This window comes from Cohnella soli (assembly GCF_042655525.1).
GTDB classification, from domain to species: Bacteria; Bacillota; Bacilli; order Paenibacillales; family Paenibacillaceae; genus Cohnella; species Cohnella soli.
The window spans coordinates 367,231-392,059 of record NZ_JBHSMI010000067.1; the positions used below are offsets into that span (position 1 = coordinate 367,231).

General features: G+C 48.1%; 17 protein-coding genes. 1 reads left to right on the top strand and 16 read right to left on the bottom strand.

The window, feature by feature from the left end; translation table 11 throughout:
* Positions 1–9: 9 nt before the first annotated feature.
* The 8 genes from ACFPOF_RS30955 to tatA form a co-directional block, all read right to left on the bottom strand.
* A complete protein-coding gene (locus ACFPOF_RS30955; RefSeq protein WP_378139587.1) occupies positions 10–1,173 on the bottom strand; it encodes a Gfo/Idh/MocA family protein in 1,164 nt (387 codons plus the stop codon).
* Between the two features lie 23 nt (positions 1,174–1,196).
* Entirely contained in the window at positions 1,197–2,027 is an 831-nt protein-coding gene (locus ACFPOF_RS30960; protein ID WP_378139589.1) for a carbohydrate ABC transporter permease, read from the bottom strand.
* Between the two features lie 13 nt (positions 2,028–2,040).
* Positions 2,041–2,949, bottom strand: coding sequence for a carbohydrate ABC transporter permease (locus ACFPOF_RS30965; protein WP_378139591.1), 909 nt, complete (start codon positions 2,947–2,949; stop codon positions 2,041–2,043).
* Between the two features lie 72 nt (positions 2,950–3,021).
* Positions 3,022–4,494 carry an extracellular solute-binding protein gene (locus tag ACFPOF_RS30970; protein ID WP_378139593.1) on the bottom strand — a complete coding sequence of 491 codons (1,473 nt, stop codon included), beginning with the start codon at positions 4,492–4,494 and terminating at the stop codon, positions 3,022–3,024.
* A 33-nt stretch (positions 4,495–4,527) separates the two neighbouring features.
* Positions 4,528–6,513, bottom strand: coding sequence for a hypothetical protein (locus ACFPOF_RS30975; RefSeq protein WP_378139595.1), 1,986 nt, complete (start codon positions 6,511–6,513; stop codon positions 4,528–4,530).
* A gap of 4 nt (positions 6,514–6,517) precedes the next feature.
* Positions 6,518–8,908 (bottom strand): alpha-L-rhamnosidase-related protein, encoded by a 2,391-nt coding sequence (locus ACFPOF_RS30980; protein WP_378140460.1) that lies wholly within the window; start codon positions 8,906–8,908, stop codon positions 6,518–6,520.
* A gap of 262 nt (positions 8,909–9,170) precedes the next feature.
* A complete protein-coding gene (gene tatC / locus ACFPOF_RS30985; RefSeq protein WP_378139597.1) occupies positions 9,171–9,950 on the bottom strand; it encodes a twin-arginine translocase subunit TatC in 780 nt (259 codons plus the stop codon).
* 103 nt (positions 9,951–10,053) lie between these two features.
* Positions 10,054–10,278, bottom strand: a complete 225-nt coding sequence (gene tatA / locus ACFPOF_RS30990; protein ID WP_378139599.1) for a twin-arginine translocase TatA/TatE family subunit — start codon at positions 10,276–10,278, stop codon at positions 10,054–10,056.
* Between the two features lie 367 nt (positions 10,279–10,645).
* On the opposite strand from tatA, the gene ACFPOF_RS30995 reads away from it, so the two are divergent.
* Entirely contained in the window at positions 10,646–10,996 is a 351-nt protein-coding gene (locus ACFPOF_RS30995; protein ID WP_378139601.1) for a hypothetical protein, read from the top strand.
* Positions 10,997–11,098: 102 nt separating this feature from the next.
* On the opposite strand, the gene ACFPOF_RS31000 is transcribed toward ACFPOF_RS30995, so the two are convergent.
* The 8 genes from ACFPOF_RS31000 to ACFPOF_RS31035 all read right to left on the bottom strand — a co-directional run bounded on the left by ACFPOF_RS31000 (position 11,099) and on the right by ACFPOF_RS31035 (position 24,828).
* Entirely contained in the window at positions 11,099–11,476 is a 378-nt protein-coding gene (locus tag ACFPOF_RS31000; protein ID WP_378139603.1) for a sensory rhodopsin transducer, read from the bottom strand.
* Between the two features lie 12 nt (positions 11,477–11,488).
* On the bottom strand, positions 11,489–12,685 hold the full coding sequence (locus tag ACFPOF_RS31005; protein WP_378139605.1) for a M24 family metallopeptidase: 1,197 nt from the start codon (positions 12,683–12,685) through the stop codon (positions 11,489–11,491).
* A 19-nt stretch (positions 12,686–12,704) separates the two neighbouring features.
* The gene (locus ACFPOF_RS31010; RefSeq protein WP_378139607.1) at positions 12,705–13,751 is read right to left on the bottom strand and encodes a phosphotriesterase family protein; all 1,047 of its coding nucleotides are present in this window, start codon (positions 13,749–13,751) and stop codon (positions 12,705–12,707) included.
* Positions 13,752–13,804: 53 nt separating this feature from the next.
* Complete coding sequence (locus ACFPOF_RS31015) at positions 13,805–15,862, bottom strand: hypothetical protein (protein WP_378139609.1); 2,058 nt, start codon at positions 15,860–15,862, stop codon at positions 13,805–13,807.
* 15 nt (positions 15,863–15,877) lie between these two features.
* A complete protein-coding gene (locus tag ACFPOF_RS31020) occupies positions 15,878–18,103 on the bottom strand; it encodes a helix-turn-helix domain-containing protein (protein ID WP_378139611.1) in 2,226 nt (741 codons plus the stop codon).
* 112 nt (positions 18,104–18,215) lie between these two features.
* Complete coding sequence (locus ACFPOF_RS31025; RefSeq protein WP_378139613.1) at positions 18,216–19,829, bottom strand: extracellular solute-binding protein; 1,614 nt, start codon at positions 19,827–19,829, stop codon at positions 18,216–18,218.
* Between the two features lie 2 nt (positions 19,830–19,831).
* Complete coding sequence (locus tag ACFPOF_RS31030; protein WP_378139615.1) at positions 19,832–23,890, bottom strand: hypothetical protein; 4,059 nt, start codon at positions 23,888–23,890, stop codon at positions 19,832–19,834.
* A gap of 56 nt (positions 23,891–23,946) precedes the next feature.
* On the bottom strand, positions 23,947–24,828 hold the full coding sequence (locus tag ACFPOF_RS31035) for a carbohydrate ABC transporter permease (protein ID WP_378139617.1): 882 nt from the start codon (positions 24,826–24,828) through the stop codon (positions 23,947–23,949).
* Position 24,829 lies beyond the last annotated feature (1 nt).

The following is a 24,829-nucleotide window of genomic DNA, read 5'->3' on the forward strand; positions in this document are numbered from 1 at the left end:
AGCCGAACTTCAATCCGGCCACCTGACTTCGCGGAAGGTTCCGGTATCCGCGGACTCCTTGGCTTTCAGGCACAATAACGTGCTGTTCAAGCCATCCTCCAGCATGGACACGGAAGTTTGCGTCTTCCCCTGCATGAGCGAGATAAAATTCTCGAGCAGCGTGGAGTCGCCCCCTGCATGACCGACTGCCGTGGCCGCGTTATCGATCTCGTATGTTTCGACTCTAGGAGTATGATGCATATAAACTTGAATTCGGTTCGTGGCCCAATCGAATTCGACCGTCCCTTTGTAACCTAGAAACCGGGCGCCTCTCGCGGCTGCTTTTTTTCTGACGAAAAAATTTTGCGAATAAGACACGTGCATGCCCGACTCATAGGCGATTAAAGCACTGCCCGAATCCTCGTTGCCGGTATCCTCCGCGAAGCAGCAGTAAGGCCCAAGCGGTTCCTCGAAGGCATGTCTCCGAAGATTTTCCGGACTTTCCGGACACGTGCTCGTCTCGTCACAGTCCTTGCACTGCAATCCAGCTCGCTTGTTCCCTTTGAAAATTTGCTTCGATGTCATCGCGCATACGGTCACGGGCTTCAGCCCCAGAATATGATTGATATAATCGAAATCATGCGTCGCTTTCTGTACGAACAGGCCTTGCGTCTCCTTCTCGTCGCGGAACCACCCGTGATAATAGATATTGCCGTAGTTCACGTTATTTACGGCCTGTACATGCTCCACCGTTCCGATTTTTCCGGAATCGATGATTTCCTTCACAAGCTGCACGTGATGCGTAACCCGCAGCGGGAAGGACACGACCGTTTTGCCGCCGTATAAGGCGTTCGCATCTCTTAGCTTCACAAGGTCCTCCATCGTTGTCGCGACCGGTTTCTCCAGGTAAAGCGGAATTCGCCTTGGCAACACTTTTAAGGCCATGGAGGTATGAAGGGAGCAGCGCGTTCCGACGAATACACCGTCTAATTCCCCGTCGTTCAGCATGTCATCCGCGTTCTCGTAAAATGAAATCCCTGACGGGTCGACCCCGTCCGCTTTCATCTGTTCGCGGATTTCATGATGGCGAACATCGGCTATCGCCGAAATTCGGCAGCTGCTATCCATCTCCTGCATCATACTCAGAAGCCTCTTGACTTGATGACCGTACCCGATTACCCCTACTTTACTCATGCGTTTCCCTCCCAAGCTCCCATTTAACCTTTGACTCCGCCCATTGTGGCGCCTTCTATGATTCTTCTCTGAAACAACACGTACACGATAACGGTAGGTATGATCGTGATGACAAGACCCGCGAGCAGCGTCACCCAATCCGCCTTGAATTCCATCATGGCGTTGGCATTATACATGTTCACGCTAATCGGATATTTGGCCGGATCGCTGATGAGAATGAACGGGCCTAGGAAATCGTTGTATAAGCCCACGAATTTGAAGATGCCGATCGTGACGATGCCCGGCATAGACAGAGGCAAGATGATTTTGCGGAAAACCTGAAATAACGTGGCCCCGTCGATAAACGCGCTTTCGTCCAGTTCCTTCGGTAAGGAGCGCATGAAGCTCCCCAGCAGGAGCAGTTCGAACGCCCCGACAGGCAGACCGGCCAGGAGCACCAGTCCGTTCAAGCTGTCCGTCAGATCCATTGCGCGCATTAACGTATACTGGGATACGAGAATGTTGATGCCCGGCAGGAACAAGGAAATCATGATGACGCTCCACAGCAAGGACCTCAGCTTCCATTGGATTCGCGTGAAGGCGTAGGCGTTCACCGTGGAGACAAACAGACTAATGAGCAGACTAAGCCCTACATAATAAAGGGTGTTGATCACCGATTGGCCTATACCGAGCCGCGTCCATGCCTTCTCGTAATTGCTCCATTTCAGGTGCTCGGGGAAGGCCCATATATCGGCGAAAAACTCTTGATTCGTTTTGAGAGATTGGTAGAAAATCCAGAATAGCGGAAGCAGGACGGTTAGCGCCCAGACGAAGAGCACCATTCGCCATAGCCATGAAGTGACCCCGGTTCTCATAGAACCCCTCCTTTCAGTACTCGATGCTGTCTTTGGTAAAAAATTTGTCTACGACCAGCTTCAAACCGACGAGCAGGACGAAGATCATCATGCCGATCGTGGATGCGTAGCCGTAAATATGCTGACCGAGGTTCAAACCGCCGAAAGCAAGATTGAACATATACAGGGAGATAACGTCCGTCGAACCGCCGGGACCTCCCTTGGTCATGATGAACATATATTCGAAACCTTTGATCACGGATAGCATCAGGAAGATCGTTCCGACTCGAATGACGCCGGACAACAAAGGAAGCGTAATCTTCGTAAACCGTTGCATATGCGTAATTCCGTCCAAAGTGGCGGACTCGTACAAAGATTTAGGAATGCCTTGCATGGCATTCATGAATATGACCACGTAAAACCCGACGTAACACCATACGTATAACGGAATCATGGAGAGCAGCGCCGTGCTTTTACTGCCTAGCCAGTTATGTTCCCTTCCAAGGCCGAACACTTGAAGCAGTCCATTCAGCAAGCCAAAGGTACCGTCGTAGATGAACGACCAGACGAGCGCGATGACGACGAGAGACAGCACGTTCGGGAAAAAATAAAGGACTTTATAAAACGAATTTTCCGCGAATGAACGGTTAACGAGAAGATCGGCCAATACCAACGAGATCGTAAGGGTAATGGGAATAACCGTAATGAGCAAAATCAGATTATGCTGCAAGGCCCGCAAGATGAACGGATCCTGGAACAACCGGATATAATTGTCCCATCCAACGAACGTTTTGGCGCCTATGCCGTCCCAATCCAAGAAGGAATAATAGATGGAGAGGGCATTCGGATAGAGCGTGAATAACACATAGGCCGCGAACGCCGGGGCCACGACAATGAAAAGAAATATCGCTTTTTGAAACCGTGCGCTTTTCAAGAGATGCATAGTTTTCTCTCCCCGCATATCACGGTCGAAAGGCAGTCCGGATGACTGCCTTTCGACCGCTTCGTAATCCGTCTACTCTTTGTTTTGTGCTTTCTTGTCGTTCTTTATGGCGTTCTGCAGCAGCTTCTCCGCGTCCTGCAAGATCGGCTCCGGTTGTTCCTGCCCCGTCAACACGAGAGCCATATTATCTACAATGACTTTGAGCGATGCTGCGTAATCTGGATGCGTGAGCTCGATCTTGCGATTTTTCAGCTCGAGCACGACTTGATTCTCCTTCAAGTACGTGGCGATCGATTTCTGAAGCGGCTTCATATTGTCCGCTCGCGTCGGGACATCCAAGTAATCCTTGCGGAGCGGAAGCGCGCCGCCTTTCTCGACCAATTGCTGCTGGACTTCGTTCGACAAAAGCGAGAGAAGGAACTGCTTCGCCCATTTCTTGTTCAATTCCGGCTTGGCCGCCCAAATCTCGAAGGAATAGCTCAATCCGTTGTTGATATAGATCGGACCGTTCGGATTATTCGTGAATGGAACCGCCATGTATCCCCATTGGAAATCGTCCGGAGCGGATTCCTTCATCTCGTTCTCGATCCAGTCCCCCGATGGCACCATGGCCGCTTTATGCTGAAGAACGAGCATTTGCGACTGCGTATGGTTCATGCCTACGCTTTTCTTGCTGATATACCCCTTCTTGCCCATGTCGTACAGTCGTTTGTACACCTCGATGTTTTCCGGAGAAGTGTTCTGCGGACCATTGAAATACTCGAAATCGTTGCGGAATTGCTTGTTTCCGTTCTCGTCGGCAATTTCGAATATTTTCGTATCGAAAGCGAACTGCGCGTAATTGTACAAGCCGGCATACACGATCGGATCAATGCCTTTGCTCTTGATCGCTTCGCAAAGTTGAATAAATTCATCGTACGTCTTTGGATTCTTGTTCCAACCGTTCTCATCGAACAGCTTCTGATCGAAGAACATGCCGCCGATGTAATTCGCGATCGGGAACACCCATGCATTGTCTTTATAATACTTCTCGGGATCGTTGAAGCCAGGAATAATCAGATCGTTCAGCTTCCGGCCCGGCGCGTCGTCCGGTGACATCTCAAAAATATCGGTTACCGGCTCCAGCTTGTTGGCATTTACGTATTCCGTCCAGGTGGCGCCGTAGAACAAATCGAACATATCGTCGTCGTTGCCTGCCGAGGCCTTGGTCGAGATGAGGTCGCCGATCTTCGGAGAAGCCGTAATATCGAATTTTACGTTCGGATATTTTTCTGTGAAGTGCTTAACGGCATAATCGAACCATTCCCTTCCATAGCCCGATTCGAGCAAGCCGACCTTTAACGTCACTTCTTCGTCTTTAGGCAGTCCGTTCTCGTAGTTGGCCGCTTCCCCGGAAGCCTGTCCGCTCGCGGCAGGTGTCGTCGAACTAGGGGATGTGTTGCTGGCATTCTGCGTTTCCGTCGAATTGGCTTTCGAGCATCCGGCAGCAAACAAAGATAGAATGAGTATAAGCACAAGTGAAATCCATGCATTTTTCTTGTTCATCGTAAGACCCTCCAGATTTCATATTTTATTTTTTTAATAGGGGGTTGCGGTAAGCGCGCCGCTATTATTCACCGCGATCTTGTAGCGCGCACCGTTCGGTGCCTTAAGAATGAAGCCCTCGCCGGCAACATCAAGCGAACGGTTCAATTCATTAATAAAGGAGTTATGGTAGTTGTTGTCGACCGCCGTGCAGAACTCCATGCCGGTTGCGAAGAGAGAGCCTACCTCTGCAGTCAGCTTGATTCTGGCGTAAGCGGCATCGCTCGGAATGGCAGCCGTCACCATCAAATCCGACCAGCCGGTGCCGATGTCCACGGTACCGAATAAATAGGTTTCCGCAGTTGCGGACGCAGTGCCGTCGGCTTGAAACCAGAGCAACTTAATGCCGGCATGACCGCCGCCGCCGATCCTTTTCGCCTTCATCCGGAATACAGCCAGCGCATTCGGGGTTACCGCAAATGGTTGCGAGGTAATAAACGATTCGCCGGTTGCGACGACCTCGATCGCGCTTGCATATCCCGACGGAACATCGGAACTCGTTTTACGGAAATAGACCGTTCCCGAGCCGTACAGATTGGTCCATACCCAGCCGGATTTATCCGCCGTATTTGCGGTTGTCGACATATTTTCGCCAGTCGTATCGACCGAAGCGATCAGATTGACATAATCCTTCTTATCGTGAATCGTATAGCGTTGCAAGGCGCCTCCCGCCGTATAGGTAAAGTGGGTATCCTGAACGAATACGCGGTTTCTTTCCCTCGACAAAGCAATGTAATAAGGCGCCCACTCGCCTAGATCGCATCGGGCTATGCTCACGTGATAGTTCGGAGAACTTTCAAGTCCGGCTATGATGTAATTGGTCAAGTAGTCTCCTACGCCTGCGCTACGCGACATTCGAACATTCTGAATTCTTAAGGACCCCAATGAGCCAGGAGCGATCTGGAACATTGGCAATCCGGAGTTACCGCCCATAAAGCCCCCGTGGACGACATCGATCGTCACGTCTCCCTCGGCTTTCACCCAAGTGCAAGGCATTTCAATGACGCAGTTCGAAACGACGATGTTTCGGCCTTGAAGCCCGCATCCCTCCAAATATTCCACCTTCAACAATTCGCTATCTTCGACTGAAATCTGGCCGATCTTGCAAGTAATGACGGTTGAATCCGGAATGCTGAACGGGTTGCCGGGTTGAAATACCCATTCCCTCTGATGGCAATCGATCGTACTTCCGGATATTTTAAGGAATCCGTTCGGTTGATTGCTGATGATGCAGTTCTGCAAGCTTCGGCAGCGAAAGCCGTACAAGTAATTCTCGCTCTGCGGCGCATCGTGAGGGCTCGGATCATCCAGCCATGCTCCATATTGAATGCCCACGAGAATATCCCGGATATACATACCATACACATTGATAAATCCGGCTTGGGGATAACCTGGACGCGAATACCAATGAATCCCCGCACGGTAATTGCGGTTAAACTGGCCATTGATTTTGATATCATAGAGCTCCAGATAGATGCCCGTAATTTTGAGTATCGCATCCTTGTCGGAGGCGGAGTCCCCGCTTCCCGTTATTCCAATCAGCCAATAGCCGTTAAAGTTGATCGTTTGCGTGTCGCCTTTCATCTCTACCGATCTGACATTGTAGTTTCGCGTAAAGATGACCGTGTGGCCGGAGTCGAAGGCTGCTTGAACGGCCGCTGTGTCGTCCGTTCCTGTGCCGACCCTATAGAAATCCGGTGTAACCGAACGACCGCTGAACTCCTGATCGATCTGATCGAAGTTGCCATTGACATCGGCAGCGTTAAGCGGGTTTGTTTTTTTGAGCTTCATGTTCGTTGTAAGCGTCGTCGAGCTTGCGTAAGAGAGTTTGCCGCCCGCCATTAAGGAGAGACCGGTCAGCCCTAGCGCCGTCATCATCTTCCTGCGGCTGATCGGCTTTGCTAGCGCTTTGTCTAGCTGACTGCTTAGCTCAGAAGAGCTATTCCCTTCAGGGATGGAAAACCCGTCATTATTCGGCATTCCTTCATTCCTCCTTGGAAGTATAAAGTATCGCTGATTCATCCATCTTGCCGTGAAGCGGTAGTCCGGTTAAATTCTCGACTTTCACCTTGTAACCCGGTGGAACGTTGATCCGATATTCCACTCGTCCGTCCACCTTGGACCATTCTAAGCGAACCTCACCATCTCCTAGAGGCAGCACCCCCTTACAGAAGGAAATGTCCAGATCGCAGAACCTCAGCGTAAGGGTTTGCGCGATCGGGTCGATTCTGTAGATGCCTAGTACGTCGCGAATCAAGCTGTGTACGACATGGGAAGCGAATCCGTGATTGCAGCTGGCGTAGTCCCCGACGTTCTCCCAGAGCGTCCCGGTTCGTTCAGCCATGTACAGCAGGTAGTCAGCGGATTCGTCCACCGCCTGACGTACATATCCGTACCTTGCCAGCAATTCGAGGCGCAAATAATTTCCGATGAAGGCATTCGCTTCATGAATGTCCGGATACGCGTTCGTCCGATTCCTGGAAGGCCCGAAACGGTTTATCAGCGTATCCCAGAGCTCAGGATTGCCGTTGGGATCGGCCGTTCCGAAATAGAACGCGTAATACTGACAAATCTCGCTCCTATTCCGAGTAGTTACGAGGCGGCCGTCCAGCCTCACTGCATTGTCTATGAAAAAACTTCCATCATAGGACTGCCTCCGGATCACCTCATGCACCTTCTCGGCCTCTTGCAACAGGCGGGTCTGTTGGTATATTCGACCCGCGGCGGCAAGTGAGGCTGCATACAGCATATTGCTTGGATAATTAACGTCCTGTACGAATTCGTTCGCCTTGGACCACTCCAGGAATACCCAGCTTTCAAGACTCTCCAGCAGTCCGTCTTCGTTCTTGAACCGTTCGAAGTAGTCGAACAATTTCATAATTCTCGGCTGCATCGCCTCGATCAACTTCCGATCGCCGCTCCGTTCCAGATACTCCTCCAATTCGATAACGAACCAGAGAGACCAATTCGGAATAAAGACACCGTCGTTATGGTCAGCTGGATAACACATCGGGAGCATCCCTTCGGGCAAATGCGGGAAGCTATCGGGCAAGAGGTAATTTTCGAAGAAAGCTCGCTCCACCTGCGTATGCCCCGTCAAGCTGAACGCCGCCCGTCCCATGAAGAAGCTGTCGCACAGCCATCCGGCGCGCTCCCTTGAGGGACAATCCATGAACAGATCGACTACGTTCTGTCGGAACGTTTCCCTGCCTGCTTCGAAAATCGCGTTCAGCCGTTCGTCGCCGGATCGGAATTGCGCCTTGCCGGCATCGGCGTTCGCATATTCCCTCATGTAAATCCCCGACACCTCGCATTCCCCTTCCGCTGCTATCCACTTCATATAGCGAAGGGTATACGGCTCGAACGATTCCAACCTGTAGGTTCCGGGTTCAAGCTCATACCGCAGGGCATTGACGCAACCGAATCGCAAATGATCCACGTCGTCTTCCCGTAGAACCTCGTCGAACGTCACGTACAGCAAGGTCCTACGACGGCAACTAACGGTACCGCCAATGAACCCGGTCCGGTTGATTCCCATGTCCAGAATCCCAAACTCGCAGGTAGCGAGCGATAAAGAATCGTCTTGTGCATGCGGTTGCTGAACGATACGTTGACGAAGTACAGGCAGATCGGCCAATTCATCCGATAAAATGAAGGCCAGATCGTTCATTTCGTAACCTCCGTACTGAGGGCCTACGCCTGTCAAGGAACGATCGCGCCAATAAGCTCCCTGCCATTTCCGGCGAATCACTTCTCCCCTCGCGTACACCGCAAGCGGATTACGCTCGGTGAACTTAGCTATGGAGACGCCCCTTGGAATCAAGGTCTTCACGCCCGACTCTATGCAGGCAATTCGGTTGAAGGAAGCGCTTCCATCATACCGCCAGCTGTCATAGCCAGATTGTAGCGAATACGCTTCGACGAACGTTCTCTGGAAGCTGAATCGCTGCACCTTCCGTACACGTTCCTTCAAGAGTGACGCCTCGAATCCGTCCTCGGCGCCCGTCGCCAGAAGTACATCCTCGCCTGCCCGAACCTCCGCCTGTAGGAAGGATGGCTGATCAAGTACGTAATAGCTGTTGATATTATAGCCCGCCACCTCAATGGCTACGAGGTTAGTGCCTTCGTTGACGTATTCGCTCAGGTCCCATACATCGACTCGATAATGCCCATGGGGCCCGCGGGCTGGCCCGTGCCCGATGAACTTGCCGTTTATATAGCATCGATAGAGGGTCGATGCGGCAATATGCAACGTTAAACTTGTGTCCTTGCGCGTTGTTACAAAACCTCTGAAGCCGACGGTGATATTTTTGTCCCTCTCCCGATCCTTCGGCCATATGGGTCTTGCCGATCTAAAATGCTCGCGGTCCGCCATTCTAGTCACCTTTCGCCTCCTTTCATCTCGGTTGTAGCGCTTTCATTGCTGCTGTTCCTCCTTGCTTACATTCAACGATTGGCCTCTCGTTTAGTCTAATCCTACTGTGAAAACACGGCCAAGTCTTTGCAGAGTTTATTGTTTATGCCGCGTATTGCTTGGTCTTTATTCGGGCATCCAGACGACGTTTACGACACGTCGTTTGCACAAAACTGACTTTCACTTTGGCTTCCATCTACTGAATGGCCATCCAACTGGTGGTTTACGCTTCACCCATCGCCTCAATCTCGCGCTCCAGCGCACGTTGTCTTCTTCCAAAGGCAAGCTTAGATAAGAATACGCTGATTTCGTACAAGAGTACGAGTGGTACAGCGACAAGAAAATCCGATACAACGTCCGGGGGAGTAACTGTCACACCGATTGCGATCAGAATAAACCAGGCCATTTTCCTCATTCTTACAAGCAGTGCCGGGCTCAGAATACCGATGCGGCTCAGGAACAAAATGACGAGCGGAAGCTCGAACAGCAGAGAGATCGGCAGCAATATGTTGAACAAGAACGAAAAATATTGCGATACGCCGTACGTCTGCTCTAGCCCCAAATTAAACGTAACCTTCTCCGTAAACTGGAACGCCATCGGAAAGACGACAAAATAAGAGAAAGCCAAGCCGACGAGGAACATGGCAAGCGCCCAAGGAACGAACATGAGCGTCGCTCTCTGCTCTTTTTCCTCCAACGCCGGTTTCACGAATAACCACAACTGAAACATCGCAAATGGAATCGCGACGACGAACGAGATCAGAAAAGCAAATTTCATGTAAAGCCCGATGGCGTCCCATGGCGAGAATGCGTGCAGATTCAAGTTCCTCACTGGCGCCGCTTCCACCAAATAATCGAATAACGGCTGGGAACCAAACAAGCCCCCGACAAGCCCGAACGCAAATACGATCAAGCTATAAATAATCCGTTTGCGCAATTCACCAAGATGCCCCGTAAGCGGCATCCATTCGTCACTGCGCTGTGTGCTTTGGTCTTCGGCCATATCTCATCTTTCGCCTCCTCGCAACAATGGGGCCGCCCCTAACGCGAAAAGTTGTTTCGCATCGAGAGGCCGGCCCCATAGGGTGTGTTCGTTGCAGATTTGCTTATTCCGGCAGTCGCCGTTCCGCTTTCTGCAGCTCCGGTTGTTCCGGTGAAACGTCGACACGGCTTGCCGGCTTCGTATCATCCAACAATTCGTTGGCGCCTTTCTTGAATTCGCGCATCGTACGACCGAACGCTTTGCCCAGTTCGGGAAGCTTATTTGGCCCGAATAATAGCAACGCGATTAACACGAGCAATATAATACCGGATGCACCAATACCGCCCATCGTATGACCTCCGTTCTCATGAAATGATTTTGTTTTTGTTCATCGTCTTCAAATCAATCCGGCATCGAAAAAACTTAAGCGCTTACATGTTAATGCTTCGCTCATCGGCTGCGACCCGATCGTAATTATCGTACTGCATGAACGAATTGGCGTCTTTGCAGGTCTTGGACTTTTATCGTCTATTTCGATAACTTGTTTTTCTTGACATGCCGTTGATTCGTCTTGTTCGTTTGCACGATTTTGACATAATGAGTATCAACTATAACCATTAACCGCTCCGCCGTTATCTGGCCCGAATCAATCGGTTATTCAAACGGTCGACTTCGCCGGTGATCGAATCGACTTTACCGGTGCCTTGAATACTACGGTGCCTGGTAAATATACCGCGGTTTCCAAGCTTGTAAATCCAAATGAACAAGCCGTCCGGTTAATTGCAGGAACGGCTAACCCGGTAAAAGTGTGGCTGAACGGGACTGTTTTATTCGAAGACGACCAAGAAACGGAGTTTATGCCTGCTTATCACCGTTCGCCGAGAAGCAAGATGCATGAACTAATTATACCTGCCGGCACCCATGATATCCGGATCGAGGTCATGAAAGACGAAAAGCCGCTCGAGCTTTTCATCCTACCGATCCTCGCAGAAAACTTAGCTAAGATCGGCGAGTTTTTTTACTTAACCGAAATCTATTTCGATGCAGATGCACCATCTCTTCTTTAATTGAATAAACTCTACTTCTAACACAAAAAAGCCAGTTAGATCAGGATTCTGTCTAACTGGCTGCAAATTCGGTCTCATTTATATATAGGTTATAAACCGCGACTATTCCGAATATCCCATCATTCCAATATAAGCCAAGTTAGGTTGGGCAATATCCATCCTGCCGTACTGAATAATGACATTCACTTCGCTTCTAAACCGTAGGGAGTATTGCAGTTGCCTATCCAACACTATTCCGCCGATTTCCTCCGGATGGTCCATGCGGATGCACTTTACTCTCCTCGCTGAAGCAAGGAGCTTGATGTCCCGGTCAGGCTCCCTGTTTTCGTAAAAAATATCCATGAGGATTTCTGCATCTGTATCCTGACAATTCAGGATCATGATCGCTTCATGGCCTTCAAGCGAATCGTAGTCTCCTTTACCTTTATAGGGTAAATAGCCGTCGACGACATACCAGTTTTTTGCACCCTCTTTGCTCATCTCTTACCCTCCTTAAATAACCGTAATCGTCGCGGTTTCTTTCCAAGTTTTGCTTAGTTGCCGGACCAGCTTGGACATTGATTCATACCCAGTTTCGGTTACGAGCAGACTCTCTTCAATCCGATTGGAACCATAGGGATGGCCGAATAGACTAACGTCTGTATTCACAGTCATTCCGGCGACGAATAACGCTTCAGACTGCTCATCCGGATAAGGGGATTCCGCTTCCGCCAAGCCGCATCCATGCAGCGGCGGGTATAAGTCATACTCCGTCATGTCTTTTTCCTTAAAGTAAGCTTTAACCGCACGCACCACTTCACACTGCTTTGCTCCCGCTTTGATCCTGGACAGCGCGATATCTTCGGCTTCGACCAGAATATCGATGAACTTCTTCTGTTCATCGCTAATGCGCCCTGCGACAAAGGGGAAATTCAACGTAGCTACGTATCCTTCGACTTGTACCGCTATTGCAGCCATGATCATATCCCCATCCGCAATCACTTTCCCGGAAGGTCTGCCGATGATCGTATTCACGCGTTCCCCGCTTGTTAACAAGCAGAATGGCATGATCTCCGCACCTTGTTTGATACATTCCCCATAAGCGAGCGAAGCGAGCTCCAGCTCGGTCATACCCGGTTTCACCTGATTAATCATAAGCTTATAGCCCGCATCGGCAATTCTCGCAGCTTCTTGCAGACACCTGACTTCATTCGGTGACTTGGTCATTCTAAGCTTAAACAGTAAATCGCTTGCATCAATGAGCTCGATGCCCGCAAAGCCTTGTTCAATTGAATTCATCAGCGGCGTGGGGATCGCATCGATGCCCACGATACCTATTCGTTGCAGGGGACCGTGCTCTTGCAATTTCTCACGAATCGCGGTCAAGCTTGTATAATGCGCCATCGGATATTCAATCTTATCCGGAACCGTTACGCAAGCGAATTCGGGAAGCAGCCGTACATCCGGCCAAGCGCTCATTTCGCGGCAGAACATTTCTCCTTCCGGCGCGGCAACGATGATCGGCTCACCTGTAAGAGGGACGATAACTGCTCCTCTTTCGAATAGAGGCCAATAATTACTCATATAACGCAGGTTTTCCTTCCGGTACTCATCGCCATAAATAAGACAGGCGTGTAGATACCGCTCCTTCATTAGTACTCTAAGCTTTTCGACTCTTGCAGCAAATTCTTCGATCGGAATTCTAATCATGTTAATCTTCTCTCCTCAGTTACCCGAAATTATTGTCCAGAAATTCAGCCGGATTGCCGCACATCAATGTATGAATGTGTTCAAGTGAAATCCCCTCATCCACCATCATCGGGACGATGTTGGTAATGACGTGATCATAACCCCAACCGCCATAGCTGTGCAGACATGTTTTCAAGCAGACGTCATTGGACAGCAGTATTCTCGAAAGGAATCCGTAATCAATCAACTCTTTGATCGCGCGTACTCGCTCGATATCTCTGGCAAACAGTCCCTTCAAGACGCTTTTATGCCGTTTGTCGGCATAGAACTCTTTGCCGAAATTATCGAATTCAACATATACCCCTTGATGAAGAAGCGATTTAATATAATCCATCTTAATATCCACATCAACGTGATTGATGCAGATCTTACCAGCCGCTGCACCATGTTCGGTCAGAATCTTCACAACCTCGTTTCCATTGGTTGCCCAGAGGTCGGTATGTACATGGAGTCCCAATCCTGTTTCCTGCTGTACAGTTGCTGCTGCTATTAGTGTTTTTCTTTCATTCGGATAGATGATTTCGCTTGTGCCGATTTCGCCAATTACACCGGCCTTGATGTTTGTTCCATCTATCCCGTATTTAATTTCATTAAATATCTCCTCAGCGATTGACTCGATTGTTTTGTCATCCATATCAGGAGGGTGGGATTTATTAATGTAGTATCCGCAACCGGCGATGATATGGATATCGAGCAGCCGCGATAATCGGGCCAACAGCACGGGATCCCTGCCAATATCCCGCAGCGTAAGATCGACAAAGGTTTTCCCGCCCGCCTTCTTGAACTCCAGCAGCTCAAACTCGACGATTTTTTCCTCATCAATTACTGCATTATCAAGCACCGCATATGGATTTCGCTGCAGTTCTCCCATATTGCTCAATGCGACTTTTTGCTGCGCCAACACTTTACCTGATATGGTGTGCGGTGCTGGTACTAGATTTCTTAGATCGATATACGCATGTTCATGGGGCAGTACTAAACCCAGACTATCCGCGTTCACCTTCCCTGTTACGGTCATTACAGACATCTCATTCACTCCTGTCACTTCATTTATGTCTTTGCTCTACTTCCATTCCTTATTCAGCCTGCAGTCAAATCCATAGATTTGAAATCAATCTCCACGATCACCATACCTCTTCCGGGAACATACAATTGAAAGCGTGAATCGTTCGTTGCAACAGGGATCCCCGGGAATTCGGTCAGAATACTCATCTTGTCGATCGCACGTCCTACATCCAGGCTTGCAGATTTGTAGTTCAAATGCAGATTTCTAATCATGATCCGCCAACGGTTCGGATTCATCTCTAATACAATAGGCCGGATATGGTCATCATTCCTGATTACATGCGGTGCACCAGTGATTTTAATTAATGCCTGAACGCAACTTGTTAAGAAATCTTCAGTTACCGGACTGAAATAAAGGCTTTCAAGCCATGATTTGGCATCATTGATCTCTTGAAGAGACCCCTGCTCGTGTTCCTGCTCCTCACCTTCAAGCTTCTTATCCTGTAGCATCGAGAATACATTTACTGCTCCAGATTGCTCTTCACGTATGACACAGAACTGTTGATTCAACTCACATGCAGCAACTAAGCCAGCGCCAGAGAGAGCTTGGGCGATACGGTCCGTCATTAGGCCAATCATGATAGCCGCTCCATTCCGATAAGCAAGAACGCTCTTCAATTCATCATCCGGCAGTAAATGAAAATTCGTAACTACAATTGCACCGCTTGTTTGCCGCAAATCCTTCACATCCACAACGCTGTGAATCGGAGCGCCTCTTGCTATCAATTCATAAGTGAATTTATGAGCCGGCCAATGACGCGTAGCGATATAATGTTCCAGAGATTGATGCAAAGCTTTATCGGACCATACCAAGCTTGCTCCCACGGTTCTCTGTGCCAAAATATCGAACCCTAAATTCCAGCGTTTAAGAATCCATTCCCAGCCATCCCGGCTTATGCCATCCCCTAAACAAGCCATAAATCCTTCCGTGCAGCGATGCAATCCAGAACGAGTCTGTAAATATACATTGGAAAATGCATAAATATCCCTTTCGAGAACAGTTGGCGCATGGCTAAGCGCATCCCACTGCTCGTTCGTATCCTGGATAGCATTCAAGCAGATCAGCTTCGTATCCGGCACATAAGCTTTGATCGTCATGATCATCGACATAAACTCGTTGCCCGGTTCGTATTCCGTTTCATCTGCTCCTGCGGACAGCGACGCTCCGACGGACTCCACGATAAAGCCGTCGATTCCTGTCGCGGCAAGCTGCTGGTAATCTACGCCATAACGGTACATCGCTTCGAATGGATCTCTTGTCCAAGCTGTATTTGCATAAGCCTTTTTGTGCTCTCTACGAATCGCAGCCATTATTTTGTGCCACAGCTGCGCCCAACGCTCCCCATGAAACCGAATCCATTCCAGGCGTCGATGAAGCCAAATCCACTCGGCCCTTTCCCCCATTAATGTAGGGTTATCATCACAATTCGCGAATCTATCGGGTAGATCTGTTATCCCGCTATGGTGAACAAATTGATCGACCATATCATCGGAATAGTCGGCTTCGGCAAGGCTTTTTCTCGGACTCGTATAACCATCCGCCCCGTGGTAGCCATCAAACCCATAATCCCGTATCACGACCATCAAATCCGTAATAAACAAGTCTTCGTAGTAGGTGCCATCCTTGAACCTTCTCAACGGATTGATGACGTTTAGCGCTTGTCCCGATTTATTCATCTCATAAAGCTCCGGATGTGCTCCACACCACTCACTGCTTCTCGGAGTGTCACCCGCTTCCACGCGAAATAAGTCAAAAAAGCTGCAATAGATTTCAATCCCGTATTTCTGAAGCTCCGCAATTAAATTTCTCAGCTGATGGTTGGTCCACTCCTGTCTGTTGCGCTCCTTGCCATAGGGACGAGCCGCATAAGAACAAACTTCAATCGGCAGAACGGTTTCGCTGTCCATCCCTTCATGTGCGTGTACAAAATCGGGGGTAAATAACAGCAAACACATGGCCGTTGGAATAAATCCGACTCGCTCCAGGTACGCGGCAACTGCAAAGTCGCTATGTGTATTGTCAAACCCGATCAATTCAATCCATATCCATTTTTCATATGATGATAGACTCATGGATATCCCTCATTCCTAATCGCATTCGAATTTATTGGCTTTGTAATAACTCCGGAACTCTTGCGGGGTCATTTGCAGCTTTTGCTTGAACTTGCGAATGAAACTGGAAACATCTTTATAACCAACCAGCTCCACAATTTCTTGCACGCGAAGATCCGTTGCTTTCAAAAGCTCTTTGGCCTTTGTAATCCGCAACTCTTTGACATAATCCATGATCGTATTTCCCGTATCTTCTTTAAATATCCGACTAATATAGGAAACAGAGAATCCTAAATCGTTCGCGATCATCTGAATATTCAAGTTGTAATCGTCAAAATGCTGCTGAAGATAGGTCTCTATCCGTTCTGTGACTGAAATAGGATCAATGTGAAATCCCCCGGACTGGATAATCTCGCAAGCCATCCGGCAAATATCCGTCGTCTCCCCCAACAGACGCTCGATGGAGTTGAAATTCGCGTAGGAAATGACATCGGGGAACATATGCATGTTCGAATAATTAATGTGACTATAGCGTTGGCGCAGAAACAGTAAAATAGCATTGATGACCTCAATACAAGCGGACTTCGCCTGGAATAGCGAATCGCTTTTCCCTCTAATTTCCGCAACAAGAACGCCGACAGTGTTCATGGCCTGCTCAACGGCACCTCGATCTAAATGAACCAGAAGATTTGCCGTCGTTTCTGTTGCATCGTAACTTTTCCGCGATAGTTTGGGGTCCAATTCCGAGAATAAAATGACCTTGCCGCTTCCATATATAAATTTATGACTGACTGCTGTAGAAGCTTCAATATAGGATGAAGCCAGTTGACTCAATTCGCTAACTGCGGTCCCTACTCCGATCGTAACAAGCTGCTGAACATTTTCTGTCATGGCTTGCAGCAGTCTGGAAAGTTCCTCCTTCGGTATAGAGTCATTGTCCTTGCCGATAATTAACGTTAATTCAGCCTCCGTCTGCAGTTCGTAGATTTGATACCCGTTGCGGTCCAACTCCCGATACATGCCCAGATCGTTCATGCCTGTTTGAAGACCGCATTCTGCTTGAATCACCGTAACAAAGTAGCTGCTCTGGTTCATCGTAAGACCTACAAAACTGCCTGCTTTATTGAGCTCTTCTCTCGTCGTAATCCTCCCTTGCAGCAATGACAGTAACAAATGCTGGCGAACATATGGAGCGTTCAACACGTTCTGCTGCTTCCATTTCTCTGCAGTAGAAAGGGCATTCTCGATTTTCTTAAACCCGTGCTCGTCTCTGAATTCGCCCCACACCTCTTCTACATTAGCGAGAATACGCCGAACGGGTTTATAGTTAAACCGCATGCCAATATAAATTCCGACACTGCCTAGAAAAATAATAATCAGAAATGATAGCAGCGCGATGTACTTAATCTCATTGACTTTTTTGAACAGCTCTTTCTCAGGCGTTGCAACAGCATAAATGAACCCTGTATACTTCGATTGAATATAGGAAACATTTACCGATTGACCGGAGTCATTTTCTTGAACAACTTGTTTATTGTTCCCACTGGACAACAACTGCGCAATTAAGGACTCCTCTAACGGAGCTCCTTCGTAGGTGCCCGTAATAATCGTCCCATTCTTGTCTATGATATAGGCTTCATTTCCTTTATATAACAAAATAGGTTGCAGGAGATCTTTGATCGTTTGCTCTTTAATTAAATAAATGGCTGTACCCTTGGGCTTAAACGCAGATATTGGAATCGGTCTTAAATACGTAATGAAACTTTCTCCATTGATCAATTCTGCCTTGCGTAATACGGGATGGATCGATGTGTTTAATGTATTTCTAATATCATCAACCGACCATTCCTGATAGGAGTAAACCTGATTAAACACATCCAAGGAATAGGTGCTATCCGATGAGTACAGATATTCCCTTTCACGGTCATAGAGGAACACTTCGTACAGGAATGTATTGCTAAGGCGATAGTTCATCACATGGCGCATCGAGTAATAATAGAAATAGTCGCGATATTTATTTAATGAGACCAGGGGATTCGTTGACAGATCCGTTGCAATATTCGCCATTTCCAGAAACTTGGTATCAATCACTTCGCCTACTTGCTTAATCATTCGCTCGTTAGCCGAGAGAGATTGTTCCCGTACGGTATCGATCATACTATTGTATATAACCACGCCTGTAATTAGAGTTGGGATAAACAACACTATGGCGTATGAGATTAAGTATTGCATATAAATGGGTAGCCGCAATCTGGTTCTCATTTGCCAATCCCGCCCCGTTGACTGTATGTTGTGCATTTCTGAGGGTACCACTCCAAAAGCGGGCGACATAGCTCGTACAACTTGCTATGCCGCCCACATTCACGAAAAATAATTATTTCAATTGATATTTGCTATGGATTTCCAAGAACTTGTCTACACCTAGTTTCTTCACCTGTTCCAGATGTTTCTGCCACTTCTCGTCCGTTACCCCATTAATCACAAAATCTGCAAAAATCGTACTAATGTAAGTGCTCAAGTCACCATATTTTTCAAGTTCTTCATAATCTGCCGCATCATATACCAATACGGAATTTAATGGCTCATACTTGAGCAAAGGTTCTTTCAGCTTGTAGGCCTTCAGTTCCTCAGTCTCGCGCGGTGTAATAAAGATGTTATCCGTATAGTTCTCCGACGGTATAATGTTTGGCGCGTTATATCCCGGGGCCATACTGGCCCTAAACTCGACATTATCCATCCCATTAGGTGCCGGTATATCTTCATATTTGCCATCATCCAGTTTCTTCAAGCCTAAGCCGACAGGACCTTCTTGAATCTCGAGACTCATTTCGGAATCATAATGAGAGTCTATCCATTTCATTGTGAGCTCGGGGCTTTTATTGGACGAGGTGATCATAAATGCTCCGACCCAAATTCCAGGATTTTCTTTCTTCCAACCAAATTCACCTTTAGGGCCTTTTAATCCCAACAACGGAACATATTCATCGCCATTCGTTAAATAGCTGTTGATCGGATAAGAAGCCACACCCACCACCGGAACTTCGTTCTGCAGCCTTGAGAAATAGACCTGAGGCGTTTGCGTGAACATTTCCTTATCCACTAATCCTTCGCTATACAAGGTATGCATATATTGGACATAATCCCTGTACTCCTCTTGCTGCGGCGCAAACATCAATTTGTGATCTTTAATGTACGTATGACTAAAGTTGTCCATAATCCCGAATGAATTCGATAGGGAAAAACCGCCTAACCAATGGGAATTGTACAAGAAGCTCATCGGGATTTCGTCCTTCTTGCCGTTCCCGTTAAAGTCCTTACCCTTAAACGCTTTCAAAGCTTCATACAACTCGTCTGTAGTCGTCGGTACCGGAAGCCCCACTTGATCCAGCCATTTTTTATTAATCCACATCGTGTCCGGAGCTTGATAGAAGGGCGCATCCACAGCCTTGGGCAACGAATAAATATTGCCGTCATAATGAGTTACAGCCGCTTTGTATTCCGGGTGTTTCTCAAATATTTTTTTCAGGTTTGGTGCGTAGTTATCGATGAGATCATTCAATGGAATAAGAATTCCCTGCTTCGCCCAAGAGCTTAAGCTGGTTCCGCCTACCATAGCGCCGTAGATTGCATCGGGATATGTCCCGCTTGCGAACACTAAATTCAGCTTCTCCATAAGAGTGGTTTCATCTGCGAGCGTCCAATTGATATGAACATTCGTTTTATTCTCCAATCTTTTGAATAGTTCAAACTCATTATAGTCTCTTACTTTTATGGAGCTTCCTTTAAAAGCGAGAATATCCAAAGTTTGTTGTTCTTTCAGCGGGAAAACATATTTGTCTCCCGACGGGCTCTCCTGCACGACATCTTCGGTGGCAGAAGGTGATGCCGGTTTGTTTCCGCCCTGCTTAGTTTCCTTGTCTGACGAACATGCAGCTAATAAGGAAAGAATTAATACGACAACTAATGTTAAGCTGAACCACTTCTTCATTTTCATTTCCCCTTATAGTGAATTTTCACTTTATCAACAACTGAATGTTGGATTTTCAATACGAGATAACCGGTCGCCGTATCGTAACTCCAGCCGGCCGCAACCGTATTGAAGTCAGATACCTCGCTTAGCGTTGCGCCGTTCACCTGAACTTTGCTTGGCTTCTCGCGTTTTGTTACAAGTGTGTACGTTGTCTCTCCTGCAGGATAGGTCAAATCAAACTTCACAAGTTTACTCGACATAGTCGATCCTTCAAATTGAATCTTCGCAATCGAAGAAACTCGTGTTTCCACGCATGAACCTTGCCCGTTGCTGCGGCGGCAGCGATTAACGGCCGTACCGAAGTCTGGATCAGGATTTTGACTGTCTAATGCTCGCCTGAGGAATACGTTTTTAAGTAATGCCTCCGGATTAATCATAACGTGAGCGGAACTCGCGTTCGTCATCAAATTCCAGTTGTCCGGATATCCGCCTCTAGATGGTTCGTTGACTCCGGATGCCTGAGTCATCTCTGCACTAGCCAGTATACCGTCAGCGATCTCCCGCCAAGGAAATGATTCATCATAACGGGATAGTTCCAGCAGCTCGTAAGAATAAACAAGCCCCGTCCACCACACCGGTATACCAAACCACGGGTTCGTATAGAGTGACGAACCGTAAACGGAGATTGTCGCATAAGGCGTCATGGGTCGATCGGGCATTTCCCACGAATAAATGAACGGTAAACCGGTACGTGCCCATTTAATCGCTTTTCCAAGATATTGCTTGTCGTTTGTCCATTTATAGGCTTCCAAGTAGGCTCCAACTGCCTTGGCCGAAGCGAGAATATCCGGCGTATGAACGGGCACTTCCCATGTTTGCGCGCCCCGCGGTATATCTCCCATATTATCGAGTGCTGTAATACCTTTAAGTCCCGCTACTGCAACAGTGTCATCACCTGTCATGTTAGCGTATCGAAGTAATGTTTGTGCGTTTTCCGCCGTAATGCCCAGTACCGGCTCGCCCTCAACGCCGAGCGGCCTGCCAGCGATGTCGGGACTGTTATGAAATAGCCATGCGCCGGATGTGTCCTGTGCCTGAATAATCTTCTGTATTCTTTTTTTCAACCCCTCAAGCGCATCAATCATATGACCAAAATAAAAAGGGGATTGGAACTGTGTGACATGTCCGTCAGGTAGTCCAAGCTTGGTCTTATCCGGCATATCGTTCAATACTTCGTTGATAACCGTATCTGCGTCAGCCCGTCTTGTCGGATCGCTCATTCCGAGCAGTCGAAGCAGAACAAGATTGGACGTATATTTGGCGGGTTCCCACGTCGATCCATCTACATGCCTCCATCCCTTCGCTCCGGGCACCCAATACGTATTCAGATAGGCATCCAATCCAATATCCACTTCTTCTGCGAAATGATGTGCAATCGGTTGATCCGGCAACCCATTTTTATCTCGATATATATCGACCGCGTCAAGAATACTTTCTGCCGGAGATGCTGCGATAGCAGCTTGCAACGTCAAAGCATTATTAGCCGTTAAGGGATAAGGATTGTATGCCAGCTCCTCATTTTCTTTCACCCCGGTTGGAGCAGATAGTGCCGATAGTCCGAGCACATGATTATTTTGGTTTTCTACCCAGTTTGGCGAAGCAAATTTAGCTGCCGGAAGCGAGTTTATACCGTCCCACTTTTGGTTTGGATCCCACATAAGACTGACCATATTCCCTTCACTCTTAACGGCCATAAGCGGTATTGTTATTTTATAAGGATGCGGTATATATCGATTCGAATTCGGAGGCAACGAATCGAGCTCGCTTGATGAAGATTCATTGCCGACGAGCCATTCCAGGCCGGGGAACAGCGCCTCTTCTTTGGTCGACCCGAAGCTGCCTTGCCCGACCGTTAATACCGGACCGGATAAATTCAATAAGTCAGCATTGCTGTCCGCCGTTACTTGCTGCTCAACATCCATCCATTCGTCGTCAACGCCGATCTCGAATGTAAAACTGTGTTGCCACTGTCGTCCAGAATTGTCCTTGTTCGTACCGCTCATGGTCAGACTAGCTTTGCCAGACTGATTATTCGCTTGCGCGGAAGTTGGATAGAAGCCCACAGCTTCTTTGCCACCCGTATTTTGACGGACGACTGCGTATGCGAATGGTTGGGCGGAGGCCATCTGTTTCCACTCGTTATCAGACCACGTGTAGATCAAATACTGACCGTATCCGAATGAACTTCGAGGAAATACTGCACGTACCTTATCATTTTGTATGATCGCATTGCCCGATACAGGATCGACTGCTGCTGTTGCCGTTCCCCCATTCGGTTGACCTGGCTCGAACGTCGGTAACGCTTCGAGCACTGGCAACGGAAGCGATTGATTTTCGGAAACGCTGCCCGCATTCATTTTAAGGTTGATTGAATAACCACCCTCAATAACGCCCCTAGCCCTCCATGTCACTGTCTTCCGTTCACGATGACCAATATCGCCAAGCTGTTCAATAACGTTGCCTTGGATAAGCTGCAAACCCGTCGGGAGTTCAATCTCCACTCGGGCGTTTGGCAATATTTTGCCCCCACGGTTTAATAGTTCAGCTGTTATCACTACGTCTTCGCCGAGAATAACGTAGGGCTGTGAACGTTTCATTTGTAATTGAAAATCGGTTGGATTCGGGATGAAATACATGTAATCCAGCGCCCATTCGACACCGACGATGTCGCCGCCTTCCAAATCCAGACGAAGATCGGTTATTCTACCGCTCCATTGCTGATGCTGGCCGACTGGCACTGTATACTCATGAAATAATCCATCCGCGATGATGTCGAAATCGAAGCGTCTCTCCCCGGAGAATCCTGGTGATTGCTCCGTTCCGAAAAATAGGGAAGCATTTAAAACCCCCGCTGTTGCCCGCATTCGAATAACCATCGTTCCGTCACGTTCCCCAACAAAATTCGTTAAATTGCTCACACTCATGTAGGGATCGGTACCCGTCACTTTCGTCCGCATTTCACCATCAACAATGGAAAGCGGCGCAAGGGAATGGTCGCCATGCCAACCCTGCGTATCATAATCATAGTTCCAATCGAACCGCGCGGGCGGAGTGGCCGGGAAACGGAAGTAATCGATCGCCAATCCCGCTCCTCGCAACTCCGAACTGTCCCCCTCCAAAACAAGGCGTATATGTCCGATCTTACCGCTCCACAATGGATGCGACCACATATCGAGTGAATATTCATGAAATTGTCCGTCTGCGATAATCGGCACACGCATTACACGGTCTTCAGAAAACTGCGGTGACGGAGTCGAGTCCGTCTCAAAGTAAACGGCAATGCTTGTTCCGGCAGTTGCTTTCATCCGTAAACGAAGGATGGGCAATTCTTCTGCGTCCGTATCGAATGATGGAGACGTCAAAGTGGGAGTATCCCCCGTTACTATCGTCGATATCTCATTCGAGCCAATCACGAACGGATCAACGTCGTTAGATGCGGTCCATCCGTCATCTGAACCGTTAAACTCCGAACCCGCTGTAACGAAACGAATATAATCGACACTTACGTTCGCAGGGTAACTATTTTCCGGTTCCAAATCCATCCTGAACGTTTGAATCGTCCCGTCCCATAATGGGTGGGCGCCTACCTTGACACGATATTCGTGATATTGACCGTCAGGAATAATACCGAACTTAATCGTCTTCTGCTCAGACGTTCCCGGCGATAAGTCAGTGTCGTAATAGATGGTCATGTGACTTCCTTTATCGGACTTGGCGCGTAAGATCATCACTTGCGCAGGATTAGCCGATAAATGAAGCGTAGGCCCGTACCAGAAAGGATCCGACGAATTTAAAGATAAATTAAGCGCGCCACCATGCACAGATGCTGTCACTATACCGTGCCCGGAGGTTGCCCAACCCTGCATGTCTCCATCCGTATCAAACTCAAATGCAAGGTTACCGGCGCCACTTGCTTCAGCAATACGAGCCTGCAAGTTCAAGCTTGCTGCCAACATCGAAAATAAGAGCAAAATAACCGCCAGCTTTTTTGGACTACGACCTGCTAAACGAAACCACATTTTATTTCCCCTTTCGCTTTATTTATATCATGTCGGTAGGTGAGCGGCTAACCGGATTAACCCTTCACCGAACCAATCATCATACCTTTCACAAAATACTTCTGTAGAAATGGATAGAGCACTAGCATTGGTAAGCTTGCCACGATAATGAGCCCGTATTTTATTAATTCTGCATACTGAACCATGCTCTGGGCAGACGTAATGTTCCCAAGCATTTCACTGTTTTGGTTCCTGATAAGAATTCTGCGTAAAATAATTTGCAGCGGTTGCAAATCATCATTGGTTATATATACCATAGCCTTAAAATAGGAGTTCCATTGACCAACGGCATTAAACAGCACAATGACGGCAATGATCGGTAAAGCCAGAGGCACTACGATTTGAAGGAAAAATCTTGTATTGTTGCAACCGTCCATCATCGACGCTTCCAACAAATCATCCGGGATCGATTGCTGAAAGAACGTTCGTGCTACGATGAGGAGGAAGGCGGAAACCGCCCCGGGAATAACCATCGCCCATATACTGTCGAGCATCCCCAAATATTTAACAAGGATATAGCTGGGGATCAGCCCCCCCTGGAAGAAACTCGTAAATAAAATAAGCAGCATAATTGGAGTTCGGCCAACCAAATCTTTGCGGGATAAAGCATAACCGCCGCTTATCGTTATGACTGTGCTTATCGCCGCGCCCAACGCAGCATAGATCAATGAATTCTTATAACCCGTCCAGATGGAGCGTTCCGAGAAGATTATTTCATAACCTTTCCAATTGAAGTCTACCGGAAACAACCAAACCTTCCCTGCGTTTGTTGCAGTCGGATCACTAACGGAAGCAATAAGAATAAAGTAAATAGGGTACAAAACGAGCAGAAGAACAATAAGAAATATAATAATATTCAAAAGATCGAACAAGCGATCGGATTTTGTTTTTCTATCCATT

Excerpts from the sequence above, each read along its gene's own strand:
- ACFPOF_RS31010 (WP_378139607.1), bottom strand. The coding sequence starts at position 13,751 with ATGTCTGTAATGACCGTAACAGGGAAGGTGAACGCGGATAGTCTGGGT.
- ACFPOF_RS31005 (WP_378139605.1), bottom strand. The coding sequence starts at position 12,685 with ATGATTAGAATTCCGATCGAAGAATTTGCTGCAAGAGTCGAAAAGCTT.
- ACFPOF_RS30970 (WP_378139593.1), bottom strand. The coding sequence starts at position 4,494 with ATGAACAAGAAAAATGCATGGATTTCACTTGTGCTTATACTCATTCTA.
- ACFPOF_RS31030 (WP_378139615.1), bottom strand. The coding sequence starts at position 23,890 with ATGTGGTTTCGTTTAGCAGGTCGTAGTCCAAAAAAGCTGGCGGTTATT.
- ACFPOF_RS31015 (WP_378139609.1), bottom strand. The coding sequence starts at position 15,862 with ATGAGTCTATCATCATATGAAAAATGGATATGGATTGAATTGATCGGG.
- ACFPOF_RS30965 (WP_378139591.1), bottom strand. The coding sequence starts at position 2,949 with ATGCATCTCTTGAAAAGCGCACGGTTTCAAAAAGCGATATTTCTTTTC.
- ACFPOF_RS30980 (WP_378140460.1), bottom strand. The coding sequence starts at position 8,908 with ATGGCGGACCGCGAGCATTTTAGATCGGCAAGACCCATATGGCCGAAG.
- ACFPOF_RS30955 (WP_378139587.1), bottom strand. The coding sequence starts at position 1,173 with ATGAGTAAAGTAGGGGTAATCGGGTACGGTCATCAAGTCAAGAGGCTT.
- ACFPOF_RS30960 (WP_378139589.1), bottom strand. The coding sequence starts at position 2,027 with ATGAGAACCGGGGTCACTTCATGGCTATGGCGAATGGTGCTCTTCGTC.
- ACFPOF_RS31020 (WP_378139611.1), bottom strand. The coding sequence starts at position 18,103 with ATGAGAACCAGATTGCGGCTACCCATTTATATGCAATACTTAATCTCA.
- tatA (WP_378139599.1), bottom strand. The coding sequence starts at position 10,278 with ATGGGCGGTATTGGTGCATCCGGTATTATATTGCTCGTGTTAATCGCG.
- tatC (WP_378139597.1), bottom strand. The coding sequence starts at position 9,950 with ATGGCCGAAGACCAAAGCACACAGCGCAGTGACGAATGGATGCCGCTT.
- ACFPOF_RS31025 (WP_378139613.1), bottom strand. The coding sequence starts at position 19,829 with ATGAAGAAGTGGTTCAGCTTAACATTAGTTGTCGTATTAATTCTTTCC.
- ACFPOF_RS30975 (WP_378139595.1), bottom strand. The coding sequence starts at position 6,513 with ATGCCGAATAATGACGGGTTTTCCATCCCTGAAGGGAATAGCTCTTCT.
- ACFPOF_RS31000 (WP_378139603.1), bottom strand. The coding sequence starts at position 11,476 with ATGAGCAAAGAGGGTGCAAAAAACTGGTATGTCGTCGACGGCTATTTA.
- ACFPOF_RS31035 (WP_378139617.1), bottom strand. The coding sequence starts at position 24,828 with ATGGATAGAAAAACAAAATCCGATCGCTTGTTCGATCTTTTGAATATT.